Source organism: Streptomyces sp. NPDC014907 (genome assembly GCF_055562975.1).
In genome coordinates, this window is the sequence record NZ_JBVHEG010000012.1 from 1 (window position 1) to 25,994 (window position 25,994).

At 74.3% G+C, this 25,994-nt stretch carries 26 protein-coding genes; 12 read left to right on the plus strand and 14 right to left on the minus strand.

Features of this window, described 5'->3' with window-relative positions:
- Nucleotides 1-403 precede the first annotated feature (403 nt).
- The 7 genes from ACZ3IL_RS25195 to ACZ3IL_RS25225 form a co-directional block, all read right to left on the minus strand.
- Nucleotides 404-973, minus strand: a complete 570-nt coding sequence (locus tag ACZ3IL_RS25195) for a hypothetical protein (protein ID WP_467393687.1) — start codon at nucleotides 971-973, stop codon at nucleotides 404-406.
- Nucleotides 974-1,198: 225 nt separating this feature from the next.
- Nucleotides 1,199-3,814, minus strand: a complete 2,616-nt coding sequence (gene lanL / locus ACZ3IL_RS25200) for a class IV lanthionine synthetase LanL (protein WP_467393689.1) — start codon at nucleotides 3,812-3,814, stop codon at nucleotides 1,199-1,201.
- A gap of 2 nt (nucleotides 3,815-3,816) precedes the next feature.
- Nucleotides 3,817-3,999 (minus strand): SflA family class IV lanthipeptide, encoded by a 183-nt coding sequence (locus tag ACZ3IL_RS25205; RefSeq protein ID WP_467393691.1) that lies wholly within the window; start codon nucleotides 3,997-3,999, stop codon nucleotides 3,817-3,819.
- A gap of 329 nt (nucleotides 4,000-4,328) precedes the next feature.
- On the minus strand, nucleotides 4,329-5,510 hold the full coding sequence (locus tag ACZ3IL_RS25210; RefSeq protein ID WP_467393693.1) for a spore photoproduct lyase family protein: 1,182 nt from the start codon (nucleotides 5,508-5,510) through the stop codon (nucleotides 4,329-4,331).
- A gap of 98 nt (nucleotides 5,511-5,608) precedes the next feature.
- Nucleotides 5,609-6,091: an MSMEG_6728 family protein gene (locus tag ACZ3IL_RS25215; protein WP_467393695.1), complete on the minus strand. Its 483-nt coding sequence runs from the start codon at nucleotides 6,089-6,091 to the stop codon at nucleotides 5,609-5,611.
- Nucleotides 6,092-6,117: 26 nt separating this feature from the next.
- On the minus strand, nucleotides 6,118-6,567 hold the full coding sequence (locus tag ACZ3IL_RS25220) for a hypothetical protein (protein WP_467393697.1): 450 nt from the start codon (nucleotides 6,565-6,567) through the stop codon (nucleotides 6,118-6,120).
- A gap of 126 nt (nucleotides 6,568-6,693) precedes the next feature.
- Nucleotides 6,694-7,608, minus strand: a complete 915-nt coding sequence (locus ACZ3IL_RS25225) for an SDR family oxidoreductase (protein WP_467393699.1) — start codon at nucleotides 7,606-7,608, stop codon at nucleotides 6,694-6,696.
- Between the two features lie 245 nt (nucleotides 7,609-7,853).
- On the opposite strand from ACZ3IL_RS25225, the gene ACZ3IL_RS25230 reads away from it, so the two are divergent.
- The 9 genes from ACZ3IL_RS25230 to ACZ3IL_RS25270 all read left to right on the plus strand — a co-directional run bounded on the left by ACZ3IL_RS25230 (nucleotide 7,854) and on the right by ACZ3IL_RS25270 (nucleotide 17,281).
- A complete protein-coding gene (locus ACZ3IL_RS25230; protein WP_467393701.1) occupies nucleotides 7,854-8,699 on the plus strand; it encodes an STAS domain-containing protein in 846 nt (281 codons plus the stop codon).
- Nucleotides 8,696-9,073, plus strand: coding sequence for an STAS domain-containing protein (locus tag ACZ3IL_RS25235; RefSeq protein WP_388689696.1), 378 nt, complete (start codon nucleotides 8,696-8,698; stop codon nucleotides 9,071-9,073). The genes ACZ3IL_RS25230 and ACZ3IL_RS25235 overlap by 4 nt, the downstream gene beginning before the upstream one ends.
- Nucleotides 9,070-9,492 (plus strand): anti-sigma regulatory factor, encoded by a 423-nt coding sequence (locus tag ACZ3IL_RS25240; protein WP_467393703.1) that lies wholly within the window; start codon nucleotides 9,070-9,072, stop codon nucleotides 9,490-9,492. The genes ACZ3IL_RS25235 and ACZ3IL_RS25240 overlap by 4 nt, the downstream gene beginning before the upstream one ends.
- Nucleotides 9,489-10,544 (plus strand): ATP-binding protein, encoded by a 1,056-nt coding sequence (locus ACZ3IL_RS25245; RefSeq protein ID WP_467393705.1) that lies wholly within the window; start codon nucleotides 9,489-9,491, stop codon nucleotides 10,542-10,544. Before ACZ3IL_RS25240 ends, ACZ3IL_RS25245 begins: the two co-directional genes overlap by 4 nt.
- Nucleotides 10,541-12,367 carry an ATP-binding protein gene (locus tag ACZ3IL_RS25250; RefSeq protein ID WP_467393707.1) on the plus strand — a complete coding sequence of 609 codons (1,827 nt, stop codon included), beginning with the start codon at nucleotides 10,541-10,543 and terminating at the stop codon, nucleotides 12,365-12,367. Before ACZ3IL_RS25245 ends, ACZ3IL_RS25250 begins: the two co-directional genes overlap by 4 nt.
- Nucleotides 12,367-13,992 carry a SpoIIE family protein phosphatase gene (locus ACZ3IL_RS25255; RefSeq protein WP_467393962.1) on the plus strand — a complete coding sequence of 542 codons (1,626 nt, stop codon included), beginning with the start codon at nucleotides 12,367-12,369 and terminating at the stop codon, nucleotides 13,990-13,992. The genes ACZ3IL_RS25250 and ACZ3IL_RS25255 overlap by 1 nt, the downstream gene beginning before the upstream one ends.
- Before the next feature lie 123 nt (nucleotides 13,993-14,115).
- Entirely contained in the window at nucleotides 14,116-15,780 is a 1,665-nt protein-coding gene (locus ACZ3IL_RS25260) for a PP2C family protein-serine/threonine phosphatase (RefSeq protein WP_467393709.1), read from the plus strand.
- Nucleotides 15,777-16,859, plus strand: a complete 1,083-nt coding sequence (locus ACZ3IL_RS25265) for a cobalamin B12-binding domain-containing protein (RefSeq protein ID WP_467393711.1) — start codon at nucleotides 15,777-15,779, stop codon at nucleotides 16,857-16,859. The genes ACZ3IL_RS25260 and ACZ3IL_RS25265 overlap by 4 nt, the downstream gene beginning before the upstream one ends.
- Nucleotides 16,856-17,281, plus strand: a complete 426-nt coding sequence (locus ACZ3IL_RS25270) for an STAS domain-containing protein (protein WP_467393713.1) — start codon at nucleotides 16,856-16,858, stop codon at nucleotides 17,279-17,281. Before ACZ3IL_RS25265 ends, ACZ3IL_RS25270 begins: the two co-directional genes overlap by 4 nt.
- 42 nt (nucleotides 17,282-17,323) lie before the next feature.
- Here the strand turns inward: ACZ3IL_RS25270 and ACZ3IL_RS25275 are convergent, their stop codons facing one another.
- Together ACZ3IL_RS25275 and ACZ3IL_RS25280 are read right to left on the minus strand one after the other, a co-directional pair.
- Nucleotides 17,324-17,773 (minus strand): ATP-binding protein, encoded by a 450-nt coding sequence (locus ACZ3IL_RS25275; protein WP_467393715.1) that lies wholly within the window; start codon nucleotides 17,771-17,773, stop codon nucleotides 17,324-17,326.
- Between the two features lie 95 nt (nucleotides 17,774-17,868).
- The gene (locus tag ACZ3IL_RS25280; protein WP_467393717.1) at nucleotides 17,869-18,216 is read right to left on the minus strand and encodes an STAS domain-containing protein; all 348 of its coding nucleotides are present in this window, start codon (nucleotides 18,214-18,216) and stop codon (nucleotides 17,869-17,871) included.
- A gap of 193 nt (nucleotides 18,217-18,409) precedes the next feature.
- Between ACZ3IL_RS25280 and ACZ3IL_RS25285 the strand changes: the two genes are divergently transcribed.
- Nucleotides 18,410-18,676 (plus strand): hypothetical protein, encoded by a 267-nt coding sequence (locus ACZ3IL_RS25285; protein WP_467393719.1) that lies wholly within the window; start codon nucleotides 18,410-18,412, stop codon nucleotides 18,674-18,676.
- A gap of 14 nt (nucleotides 18,677-18,690) precedes the next feature.
- On the opposite strand, the gene ACZ3IL_RS25290 is transcribed toward ACZ3IL_RS25285, so the two are convergent.
- Nucleotides 18,691-19,884 (minus strand): PP2C family protein-serine/threonine phosphatase, encoded by a 1,194-nt coding sequence (locus ACZ3IL_RS25290; RefSeq protein WP_467393721.1) that lies wholly within the window; start codon nucleotides 19,882-19,884, stop codon nucleotides 18,691-18,693.
- An 8-nt stretch (nucleotides 19,885-19,892) separates the two neighbouring features.
- Nucleotides 19,893-21,500 carry a sensor histidine kinase gene (locus ACZ3IL_RS25295; RefSeq protein WP_467393723.1) on the minus strand — a complete coding sequence of 536 codons (1,608 nt, stop codon included), beginning with the start codon at nucleotides 21,498-21,500 and terminating at the stop codon, nucleotides 19,893-19,895.
- A 105-nt stretch (nucleotides 21,501-21,605) separates the two neighbouring features.
- Between ACZ3IL_RS25295 and ACZ3IL_RS25300 the strand changes: the two genes are divergently transcribed.
- Nucleotides 21,606-22,376, plus strand: coding sequence for a response regulator (locus tag ACZ3IL_RS25300; protein ID WP_467393725.1), 771 nt, complete (start codon nucleotides 21,606-21,608; stop codon nucleotides 22,374-22,376).
- An 80-nt stretch (nucleotides 22,377-22,456) separates the two neighbouring features.
- Here ACZ3IL_RS25300 and ACZ3IL_RS25305 read toward each other — a convergent pair whose 3' ends face one another.
- Complete coding sequence (locus tag ACZ3IL_RS25305; protein ID WP_467393727.1) at nucleotides 22,457-22,903, minus strand: ATP-binding protein; 447 nt, start codon at nucleotides 22,901-22,903, stop codon at nucleotides 22,457-22,459.
- 315 nt (nucleotides 22,904-23,218) lie between these two features.
- Here ACZ3IL_RS25305 and ACZ3IL_RS25310 point away from each other — a divergent pair, with 315 nt between their 5' ends.
- On the plus strand, nucleotides 23,219-23,779 hold the full coding sequence (locus tag ACZ3IL_RS25310; protein ID WP_467393729.1) for a hypothetical protein: 561 nt from the start codon (nucleotides 23,219-23,221) through the stop codon (nucleotides 23,777-23,779).
- A 208-nt stretch (nucleotides 23,780-23,987) separates the two neighbouring features.
- Here ACZ3IL_RS25310 and ACZ3IL_RS25315 read toward each other — a convergent pair whose 3' ends face one another.
- On the minus strand, nucleotides 23,988-24,980 hold the full coding sequence (locus tag ACZ3IL_RS25315) for an ABC-2 transporter permease (protein WP_467393964.1): 993 nt from the start codon (nucleotides 24,978-24,980) through the stop codon (nucleotides 23,988-23,990).
- 471 nt (nucleotides 24,981-25,451) lie between these two features.
- A complete protein-coding gene (locus ACZ3IL_RS25320) occupies nucleotides 25,452-25,679 on the minus strand; it encodes a DUF5133 domain-containing protein (protein ID WP_467393731.1) in 228 nt (75 codons plus the stop codon).
- Between the last annotated feature and the right edge of the window lie 315 nt (nucleotides 25,680-25,994).

Genomic DNA, 25,994 nt, shown 5'->3' on the forward strand with positions numbered 1-25,994 from the left:
CGTCACCGGGGCCCGCTTCGCCGACGGCAGCGGCCTCGACCGCCGCGACCGCGTCTCCGCGGCCCTCCTCACCGCCCTCCTCACCCGAGCGGCCGCGGCCCCCCCCCCCCCCCCCCCCCCCCCCCCCCCCCCCCCCCCCCCCCCCGCCGGCCGTCTCCCGCCCGGGTCCCTACATGCTGGGCTCCGGCTCCGCCCGGGGCAAGTCATACGACGAACCGCTCATCTTTTCGGGTGCCGCTTCCCGGAAGGGGCCCGGGGAGCGCGGGGTACGGGGCCGGGCCCCCGCGTCCGCCGGCCGGACCGGGGCCCGGGCGCGCGACCGGACCGCGACCGGCCCCCGCGCCCGGCACCGGCGAGGCGTCGCCCGGAGCCGGGGCCGGAGCCGGGAGCCGGGAGCCGGGTCTCACGACATGAAGGGGCTCACGGAACGGGCCCGCTCCCACATGCCCGAAGCCTGCTCGGCGGGGCGCTGCTGCTCGCCGTGCAGGGCGTTGAGCAGCACCAGGCACCCGGTGAGCGCCGGCACCGCCCACTGCGCGCAGGCCAGTTGCCGACGGGCCTTGTCCAGGTCGATGGGGTGCTTCCGCGCCTTCTCGACGTCCTCCGGGTCGGAGGAGGAGGCCAGTTCGACCTTCTTGCCCAGGACGCGGGCGTAGGCGGTGGCGACCAGGGCCGCGGCGGTGACGGCGGTCTTGGCCGCGGTGGAACCGGCCACCCCCTGCTGGGTGGCGACGCGGTGGGCGTTCGCCGCGAGCAGTCCGCCGCTGCCGAACAGGTGTACGCCGATGGCGGCGGCGTTGACGGGTGTCCACTTCGCCCAGCCCGAGGAGGCGATCCGGTCCGTGGCCGTCTCCGTCCCGCCCTCGTCCTTGGCCGCGCCGTTGAGGCCGACCGCTCCCATCAGCGAACCTCCGAACCAGGCGGCCAGACCCACGTCGTGCAGACCGCGGATGAGCGTGTGACGTTCGGACATGACGGTGCTCCTTCTGAACGGGGGGGGTGGGCAGGGCCGATGCGGGCGTCGGACCCTCCTCCACCCTTCCCGGGTTCCGGCCCCACCGCCATCACTGCGGGTCCGAACGAGGACCCCCGCGCCCCGGACGCTCCTGAGCGCCGTCCGGTCCCCCGCCCGCGCCGCGTCCGGGCGGACGGGACTCTCGGCACACGCCCCGGCACCGTCCGGGCGTCCCGCCGGCGGTCAGGCGAGGAGACCGAGCCGGGGGCCGCCCCGGTCGTGCAGCCGCCGGAAGAAGGCCAGCACGCCCGCGGAGCCGCCGGCCCAGGCGGCGCTCGGCCGCGTGAGACCGGTGTCGGGAAACACGGGCCGGGTCCAGGTGCCGCCGCTGCGGCTCAGGATGAGCAGGGCGACGGTCTCGGCCGCGTCCCGGAACTCCTCGGAGCCGGACGCCTCCGCGACGTCCACCATCAGGTCGCCCACCCCGGCCAGTCCGCAGCACTGCGTGACCAGCGGCATCCGCGGTGCCAGCGCGGCGCAGGCGCGCGCGGCCCGCCGGGCGAGGTCGAGGTGGCCGGGTTCGTCGAGGAGCACGGCGGCCCGCACGAGTACGGTCCCGATGCCGGCCAGGCCCCGGCACCACGATCCGTAGCGGCGTGTCGCCCCCGGCGCGGCGGCCGCCGCGATGATGTCCGGTGTCGCGGCGGCCAGGCGCGCGGCGGCCTTCGCGGAGCGGCCGATCACGTCCGGGTCCCCGGTCGCGCCGCCGTGTTCGAGCAGGAAGTGGACGACGCCCGCCTCGCCGTGCGCGAGGCCCTCGCGGAGTGCGGCGCTGCCGGCCGTGTCCGGGCCCGGGGTGAGCCGGGCGGCGCCCGACGCCAGCATCCGGTCGCAGTCGGCGGCGACGGCCAGGTGCCGGTCCGCGGTGTGCCGCCGGCCGGCCCGGAGGGCGTTCCGGGCGAGCAGCAGTTGGCCGAGGCCGATCCCGGCGACCCCCGCGATCAGGTCCGCCTCCGGCGGTCCGCCGTCCGGGGCGCGGTCCGGCAGGACGGGGCGGCCGGGCCGGACCGCCGGCCCCTTCCCCGTCCCGGCCCCCGTCCCCGTCTCCGTCCCCGCCTCGGACACCGTCCCGGCCTCCGACACCGCTTCCGCTTCCGCTTCCGCGAGGAAGAGTTCGACGCCGGTGCGTCCCGTGTAGAAGCCGGGCGGCAGGTCTCCGGACCGTTCCGCCGTCCACCGCGCCAGCGCGGTGACGGCCGACCGCACGCCGGGCCGGTGCGCGTGGTGCAGGAGTTCCAGCCCGAGTCCCGCACTGCCGCCGTAGACGTCGGCCGAGGTGGGGACGTTCAGGCGCGCGGCCCGTACCGGGTCCACGATCGCGCGCGCCTCACCGGCGCAGAACGCGACGGTGTGCTCGACGACCTCGGCCAGCAGGTCGTCGTCGATCCGGGGAAGCGCGGGCCGGCGGACGGGGCGGCGCGGGGTTCCGGCCGTGCCGGCGCGCAGGTGACCGGCGGCGGCGGTCCGTACGGCCGGGTCGAAGCTCAGGAGGCCGGCGACCGTCGCCCGGACCTCCCGGTGGGCGCGTCCGGGCAGGGCCCACGCCAGGCAGGCCAGGGTCCGGTCCCGGTTGACCTCGTGGTCGGTGTCCACGATCACCGGGTCCATGCCGGTGGCGGCGAAGAAGAGGGTCGCGCCGAGGGCGTAGTGGTCGTCGGCGGGGGCGGCGGGTCCGGTCGCGCGCAGGACCGGTTCGCCGTATCCGGGGGTCGCCCCTCCCGGGCCGGTGCCGTCCCGCTCGCTGATCCCGAAGTCGATCACGTGGCAGTGTCCGGGGCCGGAGCCGTCGAGCACGACGTTGTCGGGCTTGAGGTCGCGGACGACCACGTTCCGGCCGTGGACCGCGTCCAGGACGCGCAGGAGCCGGGAGGCGAGGGCGGGCAGGGAGCGGGCCTCCGTGCGGGAGGCGTCGTCGCGGTAGGGGCCGTTCCGCAGGATCTCCCGGCGCAGGTTCCGGTCGCCGCAGTCGCTCGTCACCAGGTACTCGTCCGCGTGGTGCGCGAAGTAGTCCAGCGCGCGGGGCACGCCCGTGACGCCGTCGAGGGCGGTGAGGACCGCGTGTTCGTTGCGCAGCCGGTGGCGGGCGTCCGTACCGGACTCGTCCTCGCCGACGAAGGCCCTCGCCTGCTTGACCACCACCGGCCGTCCGAGCACGCGGTCGACCGCGCGGTAGACGTTGCCCCGGGGAGCACGCGCGATGCCGGCCGTGATCGTGTAGCGCCCGCCGCCGAAGCCGGGTGCGGACCGCCCGGTGCCGGGTCCGGATGCGTTCGTGAAGGGGTCCTCGGCCCAGGGCGGGCACCGGTAGCGGTCGACGGCCAGGCCGTCGAAGATCCGGCCGTCCGGCCCGGTCATGACGGATTCGAGCCGTCCGCTCCGGCCGGTCCGGTAGTCGCCCGTGAAGGGGCCGTAGCGGTAGTAGACCGGGGCCTCCGGGTCGACCCGCCGGTCGCTGACGATCCGCGGACCCTCCCGGCCCCGCAGGACGGCGGCGAGTTCCCGGGCGATCGCGACCACGCCGCCGGCCGGGGGGTAGACGGTGATCGCCTTGCCGACGGCTCCGGCGCTCCCCACCCCGGAGTTGAGGCGGCGCAGCGTCTCCGGGTCGCGGGCGAACTTCGCGTGGCAGACGTGCCGGGCCAGCACCGTCAGGACGAGCGCGGTCACGGCGTCGAGGTCGCCGGGACGCGTCGAGACGTGCAGTTTCCAGCCGTGTTCCATCGCCGGCATGCGCGGATCGTTCAGGTACGACCACGTGTCGTCCGACCATCCGCCGCGACCGGCGATGGAAACGGCCACCGCTACGAGTTCAGGTCACAGGCGAAGCGGGTGGTGGCGGTCACCCAGGGGTCGGCGAGGCACGCCGTGTGCTCGCGGTCGGCGCGGTCGTCGTCCTCGAACGCGATCGCCTCGTCGTCGATCTCCAGCGGACCCGCGTCGCGGAATCCGTCGGTTTCCAGAAGATCCGGCACGGCTACGGGCATGTGACGCCTCCATGGTGTGTCGCGCGCTGGGGAACGGACGACGGCCTGCACGGGCCGGTGGACCCGCCGGGCCGAGGACTCGCTGCACCACGGTAGGGAGGGGGGAATCCCCTGACAAGGGGTCGGGTCCCGGTGGCGGACGCTCCGCATGTGGAAACGGTCCCGGCGGTCACGGGCCCCGGCCGGTCGCCCCCGGCGTCCGGCGCGGTACCGGTCGCGCGGCACCGCGACCGGCGCGGCACCGCGACCGGCCCTGCGGCACCGCGACCGGCGGCGACAGTTGGCCGGCCGGCGGCCGTGTCCCGGCGGCGGGCGGGAGCGGGCGGTGCTCAGAAGGCGTACCGCACCCGCAGCCACGGGGCGCGGGCGTCGATGAGCCGGCGCAGCGACTCGACGGCGGACGCCTTGGTCCCGGTGCGGTACCGCACGTTCCGGGCGCCGTTCTCGGAGCGCTTCGGCTGCTGGAGGTCCGGGCGCCACAGCGTCTCCTCGGCGCGGGGGTGCCAGCCGAGGTTGACCTCGTGCAGGTCCTCGTTGTGGGTGAGCATGATGACCTCCGCCGCCGCCTGGTCCTTCACCCTCCGGGGCAGCACGTCGTCCATGGCGCGGAGCAGGTCGTCCCAGCCCTCCTCCCAGCCCGGGCGGATCACCACCGGGGAGAGGTTGAAGTGCACCTCGTAGCCGGCGTCCAGGAAGTCGGCCGCCGCCGCGAGGCGTTCCGGGACCGGGCTGGTCCGGATGTCGAGAAGCCTGGAGTCGTCCGGCGGCATCACCGAGAAGCGGATGCGCGTACGGCCCCGCGGGTCGAGCCGCAGCAGGTCCGGGTTGACGAACTTGGTGGCGAAGGACGCCTTGGCGGTCGGCCACCGGCGGAAGGCCCGGACCAGATCGGCGGTGTTGTCGCTGATCAGGTCGTCGACCGAGCAGTCGCCGTTCTCGCCGACGTCGTAGACCCAGGCGTGGTCGTCGCACTGGTTGGGCACCCGCTTGGGGCCGGCGGCGGCGACGTGCCGTGCCAGGGCGTCGAGGACGCGTTCCACGTTGGTGAAGACGGTGACGGGGTTGGCGAACCCCTTGCGGCGCGGGACGTAGCAGTACGCGCAGGCCATCGCGCAGCCGTTGGAGAGGCCGGGGGCGATCCAGTCGGCGGACCTGCCGTTGGGCCGGATGCCGAAGGACCTGCGCTCGCCCAGGACCAGGGTCTCGCGCTTGGTCCTCACCCAGCGCTCCACGTTGCCCGCGTTGCCGTGCAGGTGCGGGATGCGCCAGTGGGAGTCCGTGGGGACCAGGCGGGCGCGGGGGAAGCGCGCGATGATCTGCCGTCCCCGCCACGACGCGGCGGCGGCGGGCTCGGCGTGGATCTCCGCCACGTCGAGCAGCGTGCGCGCGCGTTCCCCGTCGCGGAAGGAGCGGCCCGCGTCCGCCTTCCCCGGTCCGGACGCGGCCATGAGTTCTTCCATGCCGAACAGGCCCTCGGCGCCGTCCTCCGGTCCTCCGGAACGCTGTCTCATGTCCACTCCGCCGTAGGGGCCGCCGGGCCGGTGCCGCGGCGTTCCCAGTGTACGGAGCGAAGCGGGCGGACCGGGAGGAAACGGGTGCCGGGCGGGGGTCAGGAGGGGCCGGGTCCGGTGTCCCGGTCGGAGGACGGCCAGACGTACGGGAGGTCGTCGGGCACTCCCGGGAAGCGGTCGCGATAGAGCTCCGGGGCCTTGCGCAGCAGCGCGGACCGGTGGCTGCGGTGGAACGCGGGGTCACCGAGCCAGGGGGGCAGTTCGCCGGCCGCCGCGAGTTCGTCCTGTCCCCGCACCCCGGCCCCCGGGTACCGGGCGAGGTAGTCGCGCGTCAGCGTGGCGGCGCAGGTGTCGGCGCGGCCCCCGGCCGTCCAGGCGCCGCAGACGTCGAGGCCGTACCGCACCAGGGCCTCCTCGTATCCGGCCCACATCCGCACGGCGGGGTGCCGGCGCCAGCCGTATCCGGGCACGGTGAGTCCCCGCAGGACCTGGAGCGCCTCGACGCGCTGCTTGCCGAGCCGTCGCGGGTCCAGCACGGCCGCCGACTCGGCGAACCCGGCGTACGGGAGGAACGTCTGCACGGGGCGGCCCCGCCGGTTCCGCGCGCCTACCCCGTCTCCTCCGGGGTGGCGGTGTGGTCCCGGTGGCCGTGGGTGCGGCGCTCCTCCTTCATCTCGGCCTCGTAGAGGTGGTCGCGTCCCTCGGCGAGGGTGTCGACGGCGTCCCGCTCGATCCGCTTGAACGGCTCGTAGTACGTCCGGTCGTACGCCTCGACCACCTGGTACGTCCAGTGGCCCGGGATGACGTTGCGGCCGAGGATCTCCCGCCGGACGAGGTCGGCCCACTCCCCGTGGCCGGCCTTCTCGAGGAGTTCCACCGTCCTGTCGAGCTCCAGGTCGGCGGTGCCGGTGAGCTGGTGGAAGGAGTACAGGTGGCCACGGGCCCGTTCGGTGGTCTCCAGTGCCTTGGAGAGCGAGCCCAGGGCCTCCACCGTCAGGTCGTCGACTCCCTCGGGGCGCGTGCGGCGCCGGTCCCGGTGATCGTCATCGCGGTTCATGCCCGGTCCCCTGCCCCGTGCGGGGCGGGTGCACACCCTCGGATCGTCCGGCCGGAGCAACGCGCCGGGCGGCGCGGTCCCGGGTCAGCGGTCCCGGGTCAGCCGTCCCGGGTCAGCGGTCCCGGGTCAGCGGTCGCGGTCCTCGCCGTCCTCGCGCGTTGCCCCGTTCCTCCGGCCCTCGCGGGCGGCGAGGCCGCCGGGGCCGAGCAGGCCCGTGGGGGGCAGGGGGCCCTTCTCCGCGAGGCGCGGCAGGGTCTTCGCCGAGGACCGCGCGACGAGCAGGGGCAGCAGGGGGCGGACGGGCTGGACGAGGCGCAGCCAGGGGGGCGCGTAGACGGTGGCGGAGCGGCGGCGGACCGCTTCGGCCAGCCACGACGCGACCTTCTCGACGGGGTACACCGTGCGGGCGGGGCGGGGCATGTGGGCGCGCAGCTCCCGCAGGACGTCGTGGGCGTCCACGTCCCGCACCATGTCGGTGTCCGTCCAGTGCAGGTAGGCGATGCCGACGCCGACGCCCTCGTGGGCGCACTCGGCGCGCAGGGACCGGGCGAACGCCTCCGCCCCCGCCTTCGACGCGCAGTAGGCGCTCATCATGGGGGCCGACCCGAAGGCCGCGGTCGAGGCGACCTGGAGGAAGTAGCCCCGGGAGGCCAGCAGCGCGGGGAGGAACGACCTGGCCGTGATCGCGCTGCCCACGAGGTTGACCTCGATGACCCGGCGCCAGGTCTCCGGGTCGGAGGTGACGAACGGGCCGCCCTCGGCGACGCCCGCGTTGGCGATCACCACGGAGGGCTCCCCCAGGTCGCGCGCGACCCGGCGGGCCGTCCGTTCCATGAGGTCGTCGTCCGTCACGTCGGCCTCGTAGCACCGGCTCTCCCCGGGCAGCTCCCGCGCGACCCGCTCCAGGGTCTCGGCCTCCCGTCCGATCAGGGCGATCCGCATGCCCCGGCCGGCCAGCTCCCGGGCGAGTCCGGCTCCCAGGCCGCGTGCCGCGCCCGTCACGACCGCCGTCCGTCCCCGCAGGGGGTTGTCGTGCGCCATGGCTCTCCAAGGGGTCGTGCCGGGCACCGCGGGCCTCCGGCCGCGGGGATGCCCCCATGGCACCACCGGTGCGGGGGCGCCGCCGTCCCGGCTGCGCCGATTGCCGTACCGGCCGCCGCCCCGCCGCCGGCCGCGCCCGCCTTCGCCCCGGGGCGGCGGGGGCGCCGGGAGGGGCATGACCGGCGTTCCGGCCCGTGCCGTATCGTCGGGACGGACCGGGCAGGGCGACGTGAGGGGAAAAGGCAATGGCCAACGAGGGTTCGAATCGGCTGCTGGAGCTGTTGACCACCCGGCGGTCCGAGCTGGTGGAGCAGTGGGAGCAGGCCGTCGGGGCTTCGTTGCGCGGCCGTCTGAGCGCCGCCGAGCTCGGCCGGGAGCTGCGCGAACTCTACGACGCGATCGTCGACGCCGTCTCGAAGGGCGGCCCGGCGGGGCGCGGCGAGGACTTCGCCGTCGTGCGCAGCCTCCTCGTCGAGCTGTCGCGCACCCGGGCCCGGCAGGGGTTCACCCCGACCGAGACCGCCGTGAGCATCTTCGCGCTCAAGGGCGTCCTGGAGCCCGTCCTCGACGGAGCCGTGGAGGACGTGCGCGCCTACCTCCAGTTCGCCCGCCTGCTGGACGATCTGGGCCTGTTCACGGTGGAGGAGTACGCCCGGACCCGTGAGGAGATCATCTCCGCGCAGTCCCAGCAGCTCCTGGAGCTGTCCACCCCGGTGGTGAAGCTGTGGGACGGCGTGGTGGGCGTGCCGCTCGTCGGGACGCTCGACTCCGCGCGGACCCAGGTCGTCATGGAGAAGCTGCTGCAGGCCCTGGTGGACTCCAACTCCGCGCACGCGATCATCGACATCACCGGTGTGCCGGCCGTCGACACCCAGGTCGCCCAGCACCTCCTCAAGACCGTCGTCGCGGCGCGGATGATGGGCGCCGAGTGCACCATCTCGGGCATCCGGCCCCAGATCGCACAGACCATCGTTGCCCTGGGCATCGAGTTCGGCGACATTCCCACGAAGGCGACCCTGGCCGACGCCCTGCGGCACGCCCTCTCGGAGATCGACAAGGCCGCCGCGGCCCGTCCGGCGGGTCTGCTGTGAGCGATCGCGTACCGGTCCTGAAGATCGGCGACATCCTGCTGGTCTCGATCCAGGTGGACCTGGAGGACCAGATGGTCCTGGACCTCCAGGACGACCTCTCCCAGCAGATCGTCGCGACCGGCGCCCGCGGGGTGGTCATCGACATCTCGGCCCTGGAGATCGTCGACTCGTTCGTCGGACGCATGCTGGCCACCACGGCGGCGATCTCCCGCGTCCTCGGCGCGGAGACGGTCGTCGTCGGCATGCGCCCGGCCGTCGCCATGACGCTGGTGGAGCTCGGCCTGTCGCTGGGCGGCGTCCGCACCGCGCTCAACCTCGAACTCGGCCTGGGCTACCTGCGCCGGTCGAGGGACCTGCCCCCGGCACGCCCGTGAGGGACTACCCGGCCGACGAGGCCTCCCGCGAGGAAGTACCGATCCGGTCCAGCGGCGACGTCGTCAAGGCGCGCCAGACCGTACGCGTCCTCGCCCAGCGGGCGGGCCTGTCCCTGGTCAACCAGACCAAGCTGGTCACGGCCGCCAGCGAACTGGGCCGCAACACCCTCATCTACGGAGGGGGCGGCACGGCGCACGCGGTCATCGTCCGCGACGTGGCACGCGTCGGCGTCTGGGTGCGCTTCTCGGACACCGGGCCCGGCATCCCGGACCTGGAGCAGGCCCTGACGGACGGGTGGACGTCCGGCAGCGGAATGGGACTGGGCCTCAGCGGGGCCCGGCGCCTGGTGGACGAGTTCGAGCTGTGGTCGGAGCCCGGCGCCGGGACCACGGTGACGGTCCTGAAGTGGGCGCGGTGAACCCCGCGTCCGGTGACGAGACCGAGGCCGAGGAGGTCGTGTGGCTGCGCCTCGACGTCGCCGTCGCCGCGGCCGCCCGCCGGGAGGCGGCGGAACTGGCCCGGCGCGTCGGCATGGCGCAGAGCCGCGTGGCCGAGGTCGAGCTCGCCGTGACCGAGGCGGCCACCAACCTCCAGAAGCACGCGCGGGACGGGGCCCTGGCCCTCCGGGTGGTGGCCGTCCGGGGCCGGGCCGCCCTCGAACTCTTCTCCGTGGACAGCGGGCCGGGCATGGCGGACGTGGGCGGCGCGCTCGCGGACGGCGCGTCCAGCAGCGGCACCCTGGGCCTGGGCATGGGGGCGATCGCGCGGTTCGCCGACGTCTTCGACGTCCACTCGCTGCCCGGCCGCGGCACGGCGCTCCTCGCGCGGTTCTGGGCGGGGGACGACCCCGGCTCGCCGCCCGGGACCGACGGGGTGGAGGTCGCCGGCCTGACGCGTCCGATCAGCGGGGAGACCGTCTGCGGGGACACGTGGGCCGCGCGCACCGGCCACGGGCCCGACGGGGCGCGGGTGGTCACGGTGATGATGTGCGACGGGCTGGGACACGGTCCGCTGGCGGCGCTCGCCGGCGAACGCGCCCGGGCCGCCTTCCGCGCCGGTTCGCACAGGAGCCCCGAGGACATCGTCCGGGCCCTGCACACGGAGCTGAAGGGCACCCGGGGGGCGGCGGCGGCGGTCACGCGCGCCGACTTCTCCCGGGGCACCGTCGAGCACTGCGGGGTCGGGAACGTCAGCGGCTTCGTCGTCAGCGGCGAGAAGCGGAGCACCCTCCTCTCCCTCCCGGGGATAGTCGGCCACCAGATGCCCGCGCCCCGGACCTTCCGGGTCCCCCTCGACCCCGGCGCGGTCCTCGTCCTCCACTCCGACGGCCTGAGCGACCGCTGGTCGCCGGCCGGCTTCCCCGGTCTGTTCACCCGGCAGCCGGCCGTCGTCGCGGCCCAGATCCTCGGCCAGGCCGGGGTGCGCCGCGACGACGCCGGCATCGTCGTCGCCAGGGCGGCCCACCGGTGAGCCGGCCGCGCGTCCACGACTTCTTCACCCTCCCGCTGGCCGTCGAGCGGGACGGGTTTGAACTCCGCAGGCGTGGACAGGTGGTGTGCCGGGCCCTGGGCCTCGAAGGCCATGAACTGGTCCGAGTGGTGACGGTACTGAGCGAGGTGGGTCGTGATCTCCTGGGGACCCCGGGGCTGCGCGTGGACCTCCAGCTGCAGGACGGCACCGGCGAGGCCGGCCTCTTCAGCGCCCGCTTCTCCTGGAGCGGGCCCCGCGAGCCCGGCCGCGAGGCGCTCAGTGCCGCCGAGCGCCTCCTGGACCGGTGCGACCACGTCCCGACGTCCCGGGGGCACACGTTGACGGTGGGCCAGCGGCTGCCCGCCTCCCAGGAGCTCCACGAACAGCGGGTGGAACGGGTCCACTCGGCACTCCGCGACTCCGGCGACCTCAGCATGAGCGAGGAGCTGCGGACCCAGAACCGGCAGCTCCTGCGGGCGCTCGAGGAGTCCAGGGCCCAGCAGGAGGAGCTGCAGCGGCTGAACGCCGAACTGGAGGAGACCAACCAGGGGGTGGTCGCCCTCTACAGCGAGCTGTCCGCGGAGCTGGAGGAGACGAACACGGGCGTGGTCGCCCTCTACGCCGAGCTGGAGGACAAGACCCGGCAGCTGCGGCTGGCGAGCGAGGCCAAGACCCGTTTCTGGGCCAACGTGAGCCACGAGCTGCGGGCCCCGGTCAACTCGGTCATCGCCCTGGCCCGCCTGCTGCTCGCGCCCGAGGCCGATCCCCTGACCGAGGAACAGCGCCGGCAGATGTCCCTCATCGCCGGTTCCGGCAGCACGCTCCTCGCCCTGGTCGAGGAGCTGCTCGACGTCGCCAAGGCCGAATCGGGCCGGCTGGAACCGCATCTGGTCCGCACCGACCTCCGGACCCTGCTGCACCAGCTGCGCGGGACGCTGCACGGCATGGCCCACGACGGGGTGCGCCTGGACATCCCCGACGTGCGGGACGCGCCGGAACTCGTCACGGACGAGGTCATGCTCACGCGCGTCCTGCGCAACATCCTCTCCAACGGTCTGAAGTTCACCACGGCCGGCGAGGTCCGGCTCACGGTCGGGACCGAGGACCGGGCCGGACGCACCTGGTTCGTCTTCACCACCACCGACACGGGCGTCGGAATCCCCCTGGACCAGCAGGACCGCGTCTTCGAGGAGTTCTACCAGGTCCTGGGCACCCACCAGCGGGGACAGCCGGGGACCGGCCTGGGCCTGCCCTACGCCCGCAGGCTGGCCGGCCTGCTCGGCGGCACCCTCGCCCTGACCAGCGAGCCGGGCGCCGGGACCACCGTCCGGGTCGAGATCCCGGCCTCCCTCGGCCTCGTCCCGGCGGACGCCCCGGAGCGGACCGACCGCCCCCTTCCGGAGTCGCTGGTCGTCGTGGACGACGACCGGACGTTCATCGAGCTGATCCGGCCGGTCCTGGACCGGGTCGCGCGGAACGTGACCGAGGTGTCGGTCAGCTCGCGCGCGGTCGACACCATCCGCAGGGAGCGGCCCGAAGCGGTGCTGATCGACCTGGCGATGCCGGCGCCCGACGGGTACGTGCTCCTCCAGGTCCTGGCCCGGGACCCCGACACCGCGCACATCCCGGTCGTGGTGCTGACCTCGACCGACCCCGGCGACGTGGACCACTCCCGGCTCACCCACGCGCGGGCCGTACTGGGCAAGACGCACCTGACGCCGGAGCGCATCACCCGGGCCCTGGCCCTCGACCCGACCGGCACCGGCCGCCCCGCTCCGGCGGAGACCGGTGAGCAGCAGACGCCCGGAGACCCCGTACCGTGATCGCAGGACCGTCCCTGTCCGACAACTCGCCCGCACGCGTCCTGGTCGTGGACGACAACCCGACCAACCGCTACGTGCTGAAGACCACCCTGTCCCGCGCCGGGCACACCGTCGTGGAGGCGGAGGACGGCACCCGGGCGCTCACCCTGCTCCGGGAGGCCGACGCCCTCCCGGAGGTGGCGATCGTCGACGTACGCCTGCCCGACATGACCGGCTTCGACGTCTGCGAGCGCATCAAGGCCGACCCCGTGACGGCGGCCCTGCCCGTCGTCCACGTGTCCGCGTCCGCCATCACGGCCAAGGACCGCACCCAGGGGCTCAACCGCGGGGCCGACGCCTACCTGACGGAGCCCATCGCCCCGGACGAGCTCCTCGCCACCGTCACCGCCACCCTGCGCTACGCGCGGGCGCGCCGCCGGGCCGAGCGGCTGGCCGACCGCCTGCTGCACCTGAACGAGGCGACCCTGCTCCTCTACAGCGCGGTCAGCGCCACGGAGGTCGCCCGGGCCGCCGCCAGGGGCGCGACCGCCGTCCTGGGGACGCCCGCCGTGGCGGCGCTCATCTCGCCGCACGGCGAACCGGCGTCCGCGGCCGGTACGGGCGGGCAGTCCCCCACGGACACCACCGACGTGCCGCTCGACGCCCGCGACCTGTCCGCCCACCACGGACCGGGGGACCGCACCGGTGTGCGGCTGCTCACGGTCGGCGCCCACCGCTGGCCGGGCTTCCCGCGTCACCTCGTCCCCCACGACACGCTCGCCGTGGCCGTGGCGCGCGCCAAGCCCGGCCGCCAGCCGGTGTGCCTCGCGGTTCCCGCCGGCGCGGTCGCGACGCCCGACGACGAGCAGCTCCTCACCCAGCTGGCCCAGGCGTGCGCCCTCGCCCTGGAGGCCCTGCGGAGCTACACCGAGGAGCACGACCTGGCGCTGACCCTCCAGCGGAGCTTCCTGCCGGAGTCCCTGCCCGACTCGCGCCTCGCCGATCTCGCGGTGCGCTACCTGCCCGCCAGCGACCACGCGGAGATCGGCGGCGACTTCTACGAGGCCCTTCCCACCGGGGAAGGACTGCTCCTCGCCGTCGGCGACGTCGCCGGCCACTCCCTCGACGCCGCCATGCTCATGGGCCAGATCCGCCACGCCCTGCGCGCCTACGCCATCGAGGGGCACCCCCCGCACGGCATCCTCGCCCGCCTGGACCACCTCCTGACGGCCGTCGGGGCGCGGCTGACCCTCACCCTGTGCCTCGTCCTCATCGACGGGGCCACCGGCGTCCTGCGCATCGCCAACGCCGGTCACCTGCCCCCGCTGCTCCGCACCCCCGACGGGAACGTCCGCTCCCTCGACGAGCACGGCCCGCTCCTCGGGGTGGGTCTCCCCCATCCCGAGGGCACCGAGGTGGAGGCGCCGCCCGGGTCCGTCCTCCTGATGACGACCGACGGCCTGATCGAGCGGCGCCAGGAGCACCTGGGGATCTCGCTCGCCCGTCTGGAAGCCGTTCTCGGGGACCTTCCGCCGGACGTGGAGCGGGTCTGCGACGCGCTCCTGGAGGCGTTTCCCCCCGACGGGGAGGACGACATCGCGCTGATGGCGGTGCGCGTGACCGGTGATCGATCCGCGACGATGTGAGGCTTGTATGTACATTTCCGGTGCGGCTTGCGATCGCGTGAACGAGTGCGAGACAGTTTCCTCAGGACAACTGTCGTCCATAGCAGGAAGGTGGTGAGGCGCGCACTGTGCGCGCCTCCGTTTGTGGCTGCTTCCCGCGGTTCCTCCGCCCGTTCCCCCGATGCCGGCCTCCAGGTCGGTGCGACGTGGATCGAGGCTCCCTACCCCGTGCTGGTCGTCGACCGGTACGGCGGTCTCGTGCGGATCAACGAGGCCGCCCGCCTCCTGCTGCCCGACGCCGAGAGCGGTGACCGGCTGCACGAGCGGGTGCCGTCCTGGCTGGCGGACGCCCACCGGCGCATCGGCGACGGGTTCCCCGGCACGGGCGACGGCCCGGTGTCCGGGCGCATCCGCGACCGCCTCCTGGAGGCCCACCCCACACCGGGCGACGACGGCGACGTGGTGTGGTGGCTGGTCGACGAGACCGACCGCCGTCTGGCCGAGACGGCCCTGACCGACGTGCGGACGCGCTCGGAGATCCTCGCGGAGGTCTCCAGCTCGCTCCTGTCCACCCTGAACGTGCAGCGCTGCATGGAGGTGGCCGCGTCGATGGCCGCGGAACACCTGGCCGAAGCCGCCGTCCTGGTCGCGCCGTCCCAGGGGCGGCGCCACCCGCTGACCTTCGCCCGCCCGGGCGGGCCCGTCACGCAGACGGTCCGGCAGATCGACGTCTCCGGCGTACCGGGCCTCGCCGAGGCCCTGCAGGGCTTCCCGCCCGTGCCCGCCCGCTGGATCGACCCCGCCGACATCCCCGACTGGGTCGTCCCGGACGGCTTCACCGCGCCGGTCGGCTCCGTCATCGTCACTCCGCTGCCCGGCCATGGGGTGCCCGCGGGGGCCCTCATCCTGCTGCGCTCCGGCACCGAGCGGGCCTTCACCGAGGGCGAGGAGGTCTTCGCGCGTCTGTTCGCGGCGCGCGCCGGCGCCGCGCTGTCCGCCGCCCGCCTCTACACCGAGCAGACCGCCATCACCACCACGCTGATGCGCGAGCTGCTGCCGCCGGTCCTCCCCCACGTCCACGGGATCGAGTACGCCGGGGGCTACCGGGCCTCGAAGGACCACGAGCGGATCGGCGGGGACTTCTACGACGTCCACCCCGGCGCCGACCCCTCTCAGGAGACCCTCGTCGTCCTGGGCGACGTGGCGGGCAAGGGGCTGGAGGCGGCGGTCCTGACCGGCAAGATCCGCAACACGCTGCACGCCCTGCTGCCCCTGGCCGAGGACCACCAGCGGGTCCTGGAACTGCTCAACGGCGCGCTGCTCTCCTCCCATCACACCCGTTTCGCCACCCTCGTGCTCGCCTCCGTGCGCCGCCGGGCCGACCGGACGGAACTGCGGCTGACCAGCGCCGGTCACCTGCCGCCGCTCGTCGTCCGCGCCGACGGCACGGTGGAGGAGGTCGCCACCCGCGGCACCCTGGTCGGCGCGCTGCCGGCCGTCAAAGCGCGTACGGTACGGACGGAGCTCGCCCCCGGGGAGACCTGCCTGCTCTACACCGACGGCATCGTGGAGGCCCGCGGCGGACCGCTGGGCGGCGAGTTCCTGGGTACGGAACGTCTCAAGAGGGCCCTGGCCGAGTGCGCGGGGATGCAGGCGGAGGCGGTGGTGGAGCGGATGCAGATGCTGGCCGCCCAGTGGCTGGACGACGGCCGTCACGACGACATGGCCGTCGTGGCCATCACGGCTCCCAGGGCCGCCCGGCCCGCCCCTTCCGGCGGACGGGCCGGAAACGGCGGGAGGAACACATGAGTCACCCGATCGCGACGGCCGCGGTGGCGGAGCGGCTGTGGGAGGCGGTGGCCGGGGGCGACGAGGCCGCCGCCGCGGCGGTCGTCCACGGGGCGCTCGCCTCGGGCGTACCGGAGGAGACGCTGCTCCTCGGGGTGCTCGCGCCGGTCCAGGCGAAGGTCGGCGTCGAATGGGCCGCCGACCGCATCACCGTGGCCCAGGAGCACGCCGCCACCGCCATCAACGAGCGGATCGTCGCCTCCCTGGCGCACCGCCGCGCCGGCGGCGCCGCGCCCTCCCGGGGCCGGGTCACGGTCGCCTGCGTCGACGGCGAGTGGCACGCCTTCCCCGCCCGGCTCGTCGCGGAGGTCCTGTCCCTGCACGGCTGGCGCGTCGACTACCTGGGAGCCCAGACGCCCACGCCGCACCTGGTCGCGCACCTGCACCAGAGCAACCCCGGGGCCGTCCTGCTGTCCAGTTCGATCCCCACCCACCTGCCGGCCGCCCACGCGGCCATCACGGCCTGCCAGGCCGTGGGCGTCCCCGTACTGGCGGGCGGGCGGGCCTTCGGGCCCGACGGCCGGTACGCGCGCACGCTGCGCGCCGACCGGTGGGCGCCCGACGCGCGCGGCGCGCTCGCGGTCCTGGACGAGGGGATGGCACGGCCGGGCCTGTCGGCCGGCCGCCAGGCGGTGGACGACCTGCCGCACCTGGCCGACCAGGAGTACACGATGGTCGTCCGGTCCCGGCACCAGCTCGTCAAACAGACCCTGGTCGACATGGAGAACCGGTTCCCCGCCCTGCGCGCCTACAGCGACCTCCAGCGCGAGCGGACCGCGGAGGACCTGGCGCACATCGTCAATTTCCTGTCCACGGCCCTCTACGTCGACGATCCCGAGCTGTTCACCACGTTCCTCACCTGGACCGCCGACGTCCTGCGGGCCCGCCACGTGCCCGCGGGGTCCATCGCGGTCGGCCTGGACCTGCTGGCCGGGCAGCTCCGCGACTTCCCCCGCGCGACGCACGCGATCGAACAGGGCCTCGCGGCCCTGGGCGAGCGAACCATCCACCCCTCCCCCGGCCCCGACACGCGCACATGAACCATTTCTCCCCCATCGACTTCACCCTCGGCGTCATCCGCAAGTCCACCTCGCTGTACGTGAGCGTGGGCGGGGAACTCGACTACGACACCTGTGACGAACTGGTCGACGCGGTCACCGAGCACCTCGCGGGCGGCGGAGCGCCGCCCCGGGACGTACGCCTCGGCTTCGACGGGCTGACGCACATCGACTCCTCGGGCCTGGCCGCCCTGCTGCTGATCCACCGCCGGGTCAGCGCCTGCGGCGCCGCCCTGCACCTGGACGACCGCCCGGACTTCTTCGAGCGCATGCTCCGCATCACCAACGTCCTGGACCACCTCACCGGCCCGGCCGGCGGGCGGGAGGCGCGGGAGGACGAGGGGACGCGGGAGGATGAGGAGACGCGGGAGGGCGAGGAGGCGGCACCGCCGGAACGGGTGTGACGCGGCCCGCCGCACGGGCCGCTCCGCGACGGGAGCCGCCGTTCAGCCGGCGTGGCGGCGCAGGTGGAGCCGGGCGACGACCTCCTTGCCCGTCCCCAGCGCGTTGTGGTGCAGACGGTCGCACAGCCGGGCGACCAGGCGGAGGCCGTGGCCGCCGGGGCGGGTGGCGTCGGGAGGCCGGAGAACCGGCGGGCGGGGGGAGCCGTCGCGGACGGTGATGTCCAGGAGGGACGCCGCGGGCGTCAGTTCCAGGAGCAGCGCGCCCGGGCCGGGTGCGTGCCGGTAGGCGTTGGTGACCAGTTCGGTCACGACGAGCTGGGCGTCCTGGCTCGCCCGGTGGCCGGGGAGGTGCCCCGCCAGGGACAGCAGCGCGCGCGTGGCGTGCCGGAAGTCCGCGATCGGCGCGTCCGTCGTCTCCCAGACGGCGATGAACTGCATGGGTGCCGCCTGTCTCCGGGTCCCGGGAGCCAACTCCCCGAACGGGATGGCCATGGTGTTCTCCTGTGCCGCTCTCTGGAGCGTGCCGTGCGGTGCGACGACCGCTCCGCCTCCTTCGCGTGACACCGTGCCCCCGTGGGGTCACGGCCTCAACTGGCGGGGGAAGGTCCCGTGCTGACGATCCGGAAGTGTTCGAGGGTGCCGCTGATGTCCAGGAGCAGTCGCACTCCCGACCGCAGGGGGCCGATCAGCACCAGTTCGCGGCCGTCCGCCTCGTGGCGGCGCCGGGCGTCGAGCAGTGCGTTGAGGAGCATGCTGTCGGCGAACGTGACCTGAGAGAGATCCACCGCCGTCATGGGCAGCGCCGCCTCGTCGGCCGCCGCCCAGGCGGCCTCGACCGCCTCCGTGTCGTCGTGGTCCATCTCGCCGGTGACCGTGATCACGAAGACCTGCCCGTGCCGGGTGAAGTGCACTTTTCTCTCAGGGACCGCATACATGGCGTCATCTTCACATCGGTGGACGTTCCCACGCCACCTGCCCCGGGGGCCGCGTCTCCTGACGGCGCGTACGGTGCCGCGGGCGCCCGGCGGCCCGGCCCCCGCCGTCCGCGGAGGCGCCCCGCCGCGGTCCGCGGCGGGCCGGTCGCGGCGCGGCCGGTTTGCCCCGGCGGGCGCGGGCAAGGCGCAGTCCATGAGAGGCACAGACTCCGTCATCAGAACCGTGGCCAACGTCCTCGCGGGCGTCCTGGTCGTCCGGATCGTCCTGGACCTGCTCGACGCCAACCGGGCGAACACCGTCGTCGGCTGGTTCCACACCGCCGCCGACTGGCTCGCCGCCTGGTCCATCGGGCTCTTCAACGTCTCCTCGCACACCTTTCAGGTGCTGCTCGACTACGGCGTCCCCGCGGTCGTCTACGTGGTGGTCGCGGGCCTGATCGCCCGCAGGACCGCCGCCTAGGGGTTCGTTCCCCCTCAGTGGCGGGCCGCCAGGTTCCCCCAGTCGAGGCGCAGCACGGCGAGGTCGTCGGAGTGCCGTCCGGCGTTCAGTTCGTGGGTCTCCTTGATGAGGAGGTCGACGTGGACGGCCGGGTCCGTCGCCGGCAGGCGCGCGATCAGGCCGAGCAGTCCCTCGACGCCCAGCCGTTCGTTCGCTGTTCCGCTGTGGCCTTCGGTGAGTCCGTCGGTGTAGAGGGTGAGGGCGCCGGTGGCGGGCAGCCGGACGACCGTGGAGGGCCAGCGGTGCGGTCCGGGCACGATTCCCAGGGCGATGCCGTGCTCGGCGGCCAGTTCACGGGTGCCCTCGTCGGTGGTGAGGAGGGGTTCGTGGTGGCCGGCGAGGTGGAGGACGGCGGTGCCGGCGTTCTGGTCGAGCGTGAGGAGGGTGCAGGTCGCGAACATGTGCTGGTTGCCGCGTTCGGCGATCAGGATGCGCTCCATCAGGTGCAGCAGGTCGTCGCCGCGGTGTCCGCCGAGGACGAGGGAGCGCCAGGCGATCCGCAGGCAGACGCCGAGCGCGGCGGCGTCCGGCCCGTGGCCGCTGACGTCGCCGACGACGGCGTGCAGCAGCCCGTCGTCCCCCTCCACGACGTCGAGGAAGTCCCCGCCGAGCAGGGCCATGGCGGCACCCGGCAGGTAGCGGGAGGTCACCCGTACCGTGGAGGTGTCGAGGATCGGCTGGGGCAGCAGGCCGCGCTCCAGGCGGGCGTTCTCCTCCGCCCGCAGCCGGGCGGCCTGGGCCTCGGCGCTGGCGCGTTCGGTCCTGCTGCGGTAGACGGCGTACCGCACCGTCCGGTGCAGGAGGTCCGCCTCGACCTTTCCCTTCACGAGGTAGTCCTGGGCGCCGGCGGCCATGGCGTCGGGGCCCGCCTGCGCCTCGGAGAGGCCGGTCAGGACGATGACCGCGGTGTGCGGGGCCATGCCCCGGACCGCGGTGACCGCGTCGGTGCCCGACACGTCGGGCAGGTGGAGGTCGAGGAGGATGCAGTCGATCGGGGTGCCGGCCAGCTCCGCGCGGGCCTCGGCCAGGGTGGTCCGGGTGGTCAGCTCGAACCGCAGCCCCGTGTCGTGGAGCAGCTCCTCGACGAGCAGGGCGTCGCCCAGGTCGTCCTCGATCAGGAGGATGCGGTACGTCGGTTCGTAGGGTGCCCCGACGGGGTTCGTGGTCATTCCGGCGGTCACCCGTCCCGTTCCGCACCGGACCCGACGGCTTGCGGGGCGACGGCCGGGACGGAGTTCTCCGGGGGCTCGGGCGCCAGGGTGAAGTCGATGCGCGCGCCGTCGCGGTAGTCCGGGTCGACGGCGATGGCGCCGCCGTGGAACTCGACGATCTTCTTGCACATCGCGAGGCCGATGCCGCTGCCGGAGTACACGTCCTTGGTGTGCAGCCGCTGGAAGATCACGAAGACCTTGTCGGCGTACTCCGGGGCGATGCCGATCCCGTTGTCGGTGACGGTGAACCGCCACATCTCGCCTTCGCGGACCGCCGTCACGTGGATGCGCGGCGCCTCGTCCGGGCGGCGGAACTTGACCGCGTTGCCGATCAGGTTCTGCCAGAGCATGCCCATCTGGGTGGGGTCGGCGACCAGGGACGGCAGCGGGTCGTGGGTGATCACCGCTCCGGCCTCCTCGATGCCGACGCTCAGGGCGGACAGGGTCCGCTCGAACACCTCCTCGAGGTCCACCTCCTGGTGGGCGTTGTGCAGCCGTCCGACCCGGGAGAAGTCGAGCAGGTCGTTGATGAGGGTCTGCATGCGGTTCGCCCCGTCGACGGCGAAGTCGATGTACTGGTCGGCCCGGCTGTCGAGCTGGCCCCCGTAACGCCGCTGGAGGAGCTGGGTGAAGCTGGAGACCTTGCGCAGCGGCTCCTGCAGGTCGTGCGAGGCCACGTACGCGAACTGCTCCAGCTCGGCGTTGGAGCGCTGGAGGTCCGCGGCCTGCGCGTCGAGGCGCAGGCGCGCGTCCTCGGTGAAGGCCAGCTCCCGCACCAGGCGCCGGCGCATGGAGTCGACCTCCTCGCCGAGGCGCCGCAGGTCGGCGGGGCCGGACGGCGTGATGGGGTGCTCGAAGTCACCGCCGGTGATGACGCGGGCGTCCGCGCCGAGCCGGTCCAGCGGCTCGTTGATGCCCCGGCGCAGCCCTTCGAAGATCAGGACCGTCAGCAGGGCGATGAACACCCCGATGGCGGTGAACACCCAGTTCCTGACGGCCATCATGTCCATCAGTTCGTCCCTCGTCGCGGAACGTTCCGCGCCCAGCCGTTCCTGCTGTCCGCTCAGGGCGACCCGTACCGCGTCGAAGGCCTTCTTGCCCTCCTCCGCCCGCGCGACGGCCACCGGCGAGGACGAGCCGGGCGGCGCGGCGGCGACCGGCCGCGCGATCCTCTCCTGCCAGGTGGCCACGGCGTCCCGCACGGCTCCGAGGTCGGCCAGGGCGGCCCGTTCCCCGCGGAGGAGTCCGGCGAGCTGGGCGGTCCGCCTCTCCTGCTCGGCGACCCCCTCCCGGTAGGGGGTGAGGAAGTCCGGCGTGCCGGTCAGTCCGTATCCGCGGATGCCGGTCTCCTGGTTGAGGACGGCCGACTCCAGACGGATCGCCGCGGTCAGCGCGGGAGAGCGCACCTCCACCAGTTCCTCGCTGAGCGACTCGGTCCGCACCAGGATCCACGCCCCCGTCGCTCCCAGCAGCGTCAGGACGACCAGGGAGATGGACGTCCCCACACGGAGCCACCGCCGTGTCGTCCACGCGGAAAGCCCACGCGTGCGCGGTTGCCTCTCGTCGCCGGTCATTCTGTGGACTCCTCGCTGTGCCGGCCGCCAGGATGCGGCGCGATCACTTTAATGGGCGACAACGGTTGTTGTCGCCAGGCCGCCCGGGGACCTAGAGTGCCAGGTGTGCCAGGCAAGAACTTCGTACTGCGGACCACTCCGCAGGAGACGGCCGCCGTCGCGGACGCGGCGGTCGGCGATCTCGCGCAGCGCCTCGTCCGAAGGCTTCTGGAAGATGCTTCGCACCCGGCACCGGACGACCGCGCACAGGCCTTGGCCCTGCTCCACGTCCTCGACCACATCCAGAAGGCCGCCGAACGGCTCCAGCGCGGAGCGGTCGAGGCCGGTGCCCGCGCGGGTGCCGGCTATCCCCAGCTCGGTGCCGCCTGCGGTATGACCCGGCAGGGCGCCCGCCGCCGCTGGCCGGGGCTCTTCGACCACTCACACGACAAACCCACGGAGCAACCGATCATGACCACCCCCGCCCGCCCGTTCGACGTCCTGCTCGTCGAGGACGACGTCGCCGACGCCATGCTCATCGAGGAGGCGCTTTCCGAGCGCGGGGCCCGCAACCTGGTCCAGGTCACCGACGGAGTCGCCGCGCTCGAGCACCTGCGCGCCCCGGACACCCCGCGCCCCGACCTCATCGTCCTCGACCTGAACATGCCCCGGATGAACGGCAGGGAGCTGCTGAAGGTCCTCAAGACCGACGAGGAGCTGCAGACCATCCCCGTGGTCGTCCTCACCACGTCGACGGCTCCCGACGACGTGACCGGCGCCTACAGCAGCCACGCCAACGCCTATGTGACCAAGCCGGTCAACCTCGACGAGTTCGAGCGGGCCGTCCAGAGCATCGACGCCTTCTACCTGGACACCGCCGCCCGGCCGCGTCCCTGACCTCCGGGCCACGACCCGGGTGCCGTCGCCGGCCCCGGGTCGACCGGGAAGCCCCCCGCGGGGGCGGGGAGCGCCCGGGGTCAGGACAGGTCGATGCGGGCCGTGACGCGCTTGCCGACCGCCTCCCGCCGGATGCGGAGGTCCCGGGTGACGGCCTTGACGATCTCCAGGCCGTGCTGACCGATCCTCCCCGGGTCGGCGGTCCTGGCCGCCGGGACGGTGGGGTCGCTGTCCCACACCGAGACGTCCACGGTCTCCGCGGTGAGCCGCAGTCGGAGCAGCAGCGGCCCCGGGGCGTACCTGCGGGCGTTCGTGACCAGTTCGCTGACGACCAGCCGCGTCACGTCCGCCGCCCGCTCGGACACGGTCACGCCACATGCGGCACAGGCCTCCGTGAGGAAGGCAGTGGCCAGATCCCGCGCCTCGGCGATGTGCTCGCCGTCACCGTCGAGCGCGTACTCGGCCCGCGCGAGACCGTCTTCGGACGCCGCACAGGCATCACCCTCAGCATCGGACCCCACTGTCATCGTCCTCTACCCCCGCGTTCCCGCGCACCTACCCGCCATGGAGTCACCTACACCCTATGTGTTCCGCGCCACAGCGGAGGGGGGACGCGTGACGGAGGCGTGGCCGGAACGAACGGGTCGGCGGTGTCCGTCGTCCGGCACCCGGCGCGCCCCGTCGTCCGGCACCCGATGCGCCTCGTCGTCCGGCTCCCGGCGCGCCCCGGCGGCCGGCTCCCCCGCGCTCCGGCCTCCTCGCCCGTCGCGGCGCCCGTTTGGGGCGCGGGTCGCGGGGCAGCCGGTCCGCCACGGACAAGACACAGCGAGAGGTGCGAGCCGATGTCGACAGGAATCCTCCTGGTCCTCGTGATCGCCGCCGTCGCGCTGGCCGCGCTCGCCGCCGTCGCCGCGGCGAACCGCCGCCGGCGGCGGACGCGTCTGCGCGAGCGGTTCGGTCCCGAGTACGAGCGGGCCGTCGAGGAGGCCGGCGGCAGGCGGGCCGCGGAGCGGGACCTCGACGCCCGGGAGCGGCGCTTCCGGGAACTGGACGTCAGGCCGCTGCCGAGCGGTGTGCGGGAGCAGTACGCCCGGCGGTGGAGGGACATCCAGCAGGAGTTCGTCGACCGGCCGGAGGGCGCGGTGCACGACGCCGACCGTCTGGTGACGGACCTGATGAAGGAGCGGGGCTACCCCACCGAGGGGTACGAGCAGCAGGCGCGCGACCTGTCCGTGCGGCACGGCCGTACGCTCGGGCACTACCGGGCGGCGCAGGAGGTGCACGCGCTCAGCTCCTCCCAGTCGGCCACCACCGAACAGCTCCGGGAGGCGATGGTGCACTACCGCACCCTCTTCGGCGAGCTGCTCGCCGACGACGAGCCGGCCGGCCCCGGCCCTTCCTGACACGACCTTTTCCGACACGGCCGTTCCTGAGACGGCGGTTCCTGAGACGGCCCCGGAATGTTGGTGGGACCCCACCGGCCGGTGGGGTCCCACCAACATTCCGGGGCCGGTCGCCTCCTGTGCGGGCGGGGGCGGCCCCTCGGCGTGTCCGGGCCCGGAGCCGGCGCGCGGGCGAGGAGCGGACCGGGCGGGGGCCGCCGCCGGGCCGTCACAGGGCCGCGTGCGCCCCGCCCCGTTCCCGGCCGCCCGGGTGGCGGTGCCGCCAGGTCCAGAACACCGCTGAGGAGAGCAGCGCCCAGCCCGCCAGCACCACGAAGGGGAAGAGGTGCTGGTGGCCGCCGAAGTACACCGCCGTGTGCTGCGCGTTCACCGAGGCGCCCGGCGGCAGCCACTGGCCGATGTGCCCGAGGGCCGACGGCAGCAGCGGCCAGGACACCGCGCCGCCCGACGAGGGATTGCCCAGGAGCACCATCAGCCCCCAGGTCGGCAGCATGGCCCAGCGGCCGATCAGGGTGTTGAACATGGAGAAGACCATGCCGGAGGCGAACATGGTCAGCGCGAGGATCAGCCACGACTCGACGAACGGCAGGTCGAGGGCGCCCAGCAGCCAGTCCACGGTCGCGGCGATGGCGAACCCGCCGAGGAGCGAGTAGAGGGCGGTGAAGGTGATCCGTTCGGCGGGGTTCAGCGGCTTCGCGTGCACGCTGAGCTGGATGGCCCCGACGAAGCCGATGATCACGGCGGCGAGCGAGATGTAGAACAGCGCGAGCCCGCGCGGGTCGCCCTTCTGGAGCGGCTTGACGTCCGTCACGGTGACCGGCACGCCCGTCGACCGGCCCACCGCGACCGCCGCCTCCGCGAGGAGCTGGGCCACCGAGGCGCCCGAGGCGCCGGCGACGTCGAAGGACACGCGGCCGTCCCGCAGGGTCATGACGGCGAAGACCCGCTGCTCGTTCACCGCCTCCAGCGCCTCGGCACGCGTGCGGTGGGGACGCAGCGCGAGCGAGGAGTCGAGCGCCCGCTCCATCCCTTCGACGAACGCCGTTCCGGCCGGCGAGTCCGCCCCGATGACGGCCGTGGGGATGTGACGGGGCGTCGGGTTCGCCATGGTGTACGTGTACGAGCCGGCGAACAGCGCGGCCGCCGCGGCCAGGATGAGGACCAGCACGGTCGCCGGGAGGAAGGGCGAGCGGGTGAACATCTCCCACCGCTCGGACCGGCTCGGCGGTCTGCCGTGGGCGCCGTGCGGCGGGGCGGTGCGTTCCTTCTCCGGCGCGGAGTCCTCGCCGGGGCCACCGCCGCCCTCACCGGCTCCGCCGTCGCCCCCGTCCGCGGGCCCGGCGCTGTCGTCCGCGCGCACCGCGTCCCCGGTCGCGCTTCCGGTGCCGGCGCCCGCGTGTCCGGCCGTGTCGCGCGTTCTTCCGCGCGCGGACTCCGGGGGTGCGTCCGCCGGGCCGTTCCCCGCCGGAACGTCGTGAGAAGGGGGTGTGTCGTGGTGTGGGTCGGACATGACCTCCACACTAATCCGATCAAATGCGACGTATCCTCCGCGAACGCGCTCTCGGCCGAGGGCCGGACGGGCAGCACGTCACAGGAGGGGCAGCACGCCGCAGGCCCCCCGCGTCGCGGAAGGAACGGACGCGTGAGGGGCCGGGGCGGTCGCGGGGTCCCGTCAGCCGGTCAGCGCGAAGTCGCTCTCGGAGCGGGCGCGGGACAGCTGGCGGCGGGCGGCGGCCAGTGCGGCGTCGATGTCGCGGGTTCCGGTGGACACGCACAGGGTGTAGGTGACGTCCTCCATCTGACGGCGCACCTCGGCCGAGCCGTTCTCGTTCCGAAGGGCCCGCAGCGTCTCGTACTGCTCGACGAGGTTCTCCAGCACCATGGGGTGTGCCATCAGCATCAGCCGTCTCCTTACTCCGAACGGGGGACACGCGTCCCGCTCCGCCCGCATGCCCCCGATCTCCGGCGGCAATCGCGCGATCCGGGGGAGAACTCGAAAAGGAGGCGAGGAGGACTCGGGGCGGACGGGGAGCGCGGGCGGCGGGCGGACGTCCCGCGCGGCGAGGTTCACCGCCGTCGGCGGAGGCGTCGACGGGGACGTCGCGCCGGGCCTCCCGGAGCGGTCGTCCCGGCCGGCCCGCGTCCGGGGCCGCGCGGGACGCGGGCGGGGGTCCCGGCCGCCCGCCCTCGGGCGCGGGCGGCCGGAACACGCTTC

Bases quoted from the DNA above. Each gene is read 5' to 3' on its own strand.
- ACZ3IL_RS25270 (WP_467393713.1), top strand. From the start codon at position 16,856: ATGAACCATTTCTCCCCCATCGACTTCACCCTCGGCGTCATCCGCAAG.
- ACZ3IL_RS25280 (WP_467393717.1), bottom strand. From the start codon at position 18,216: ATGTATGCGGTCCCTGAGAGAAAAGTGCACTTCACCCGGCACGGGCAG.
- ACZ3IL_RS25220 (WP_467393697.1), bottom strand. From the start codon at position 6,567: ATGAACCGCGATGACGATCACCGGGACCGGCGCCGCACGCGCCCCGAG.
- ACZ3IL_RS25205 (WP_467393691.1), bottom strand. From the start codon at position 3,999: ATGCCCGTAGCCGTGCCGGATCTTCTGGAAACCGACGGATTCCGCGAC.
- ACZ3IL_RS25225 (WP_467393699.1), bottom strand. From the start codon at position 7,608: ATGGCGCACGACAACCCCCTGCGGGGACGGACGGCGGTCGTGACGGGC.
- ACZ3IL_RS25305 (WP_467393727.1), bottom strand. From the start codon at position 22,903: ATGACAGTGGGGTCCGATGCTGAGGGTGATGCCTGTGCGGCGTCCGAA.
- ACZ3IL_RS25295 (WP_467393723.1), bottom strand. From the start codon at position 21,500: ATGACCGGCGACGAGAGGCAACCGCGCACGCGTGGGCTTTCCGCGTGG.
- ACZ3IL_RS25320 (WP_467393731.1), bottom strand. From the start codon at position 25,679: ATGCTGATGGCACACCCCATGGTGCTGGAGAACCTCGTCGAGCAGTAC.
- ACZ3IL_RS25210 (WP_467393693.1), bottom strand. From the start codon at position 5,510: ATGAGACAGCGTTCCGGAGGACCGGAGGACGGCGCCGAGGGCCTGTTC.
- ACZ3IL_RS25285 (WP_467393719.1), top strand. From the start codon at position 18,410: ATGAGAGGCACAGACTCCGTCATCAGAACCGTGGCCAACGTCCTCGCG.
- ACZ3IL_RS25230 (WP_467393701.1), top strand. From the start codon at position 7,854: ATGGCCAACGAGGGTTCGAATCGGCTGCTGGAGCTGTTGACCACCCGG.
- ACZ3IL_RS25195 (WP_467393687.1), bottom strand. From the start codon at position 973: ATGTCCGAACGTCACACGCTCATCCGCGGTCTGCACGACGTGGGTCTG.
- ACZ3IL_RS25275 (WP_467393715.1), bottom strand. From the start codon at position 17,773: ATGGCCATCCCGTTCGGGGAGTTGGCTCCCGGGACCCGGAGACAGGCG.
- ACZ3IL_RS25310 (WP_467393729.1), top strand. From the start codon at position 23,219: ATGTCGACAGGAATCCTCCTGGTCCTCGTGATCGCCGCCGTCGCGCTG.
- ACZ3IL_RS25290 (WP_467393721.1), bottom strand. From the start codon at position 19,884: ATGACCACGAACCCCGTCGGGGCACCCTACGAACCGACGTACCGCATC.
- ACZ3IL_RS25265 (WP_467393711.1), top strand. From the start codon at position 15,777: ATGAGTCACCCGATCGCGACGGCCGCGGTGGCGGAGCGGCTGTGGGAG.
- ACZ3IL_RS25315 (WP_467393964.1), bottom strand. From the start codon at position 24,980: ATGTTCACCCGCTCGCCCTTCCTCCCGGCGACCGTGCTGGTCCTCATC.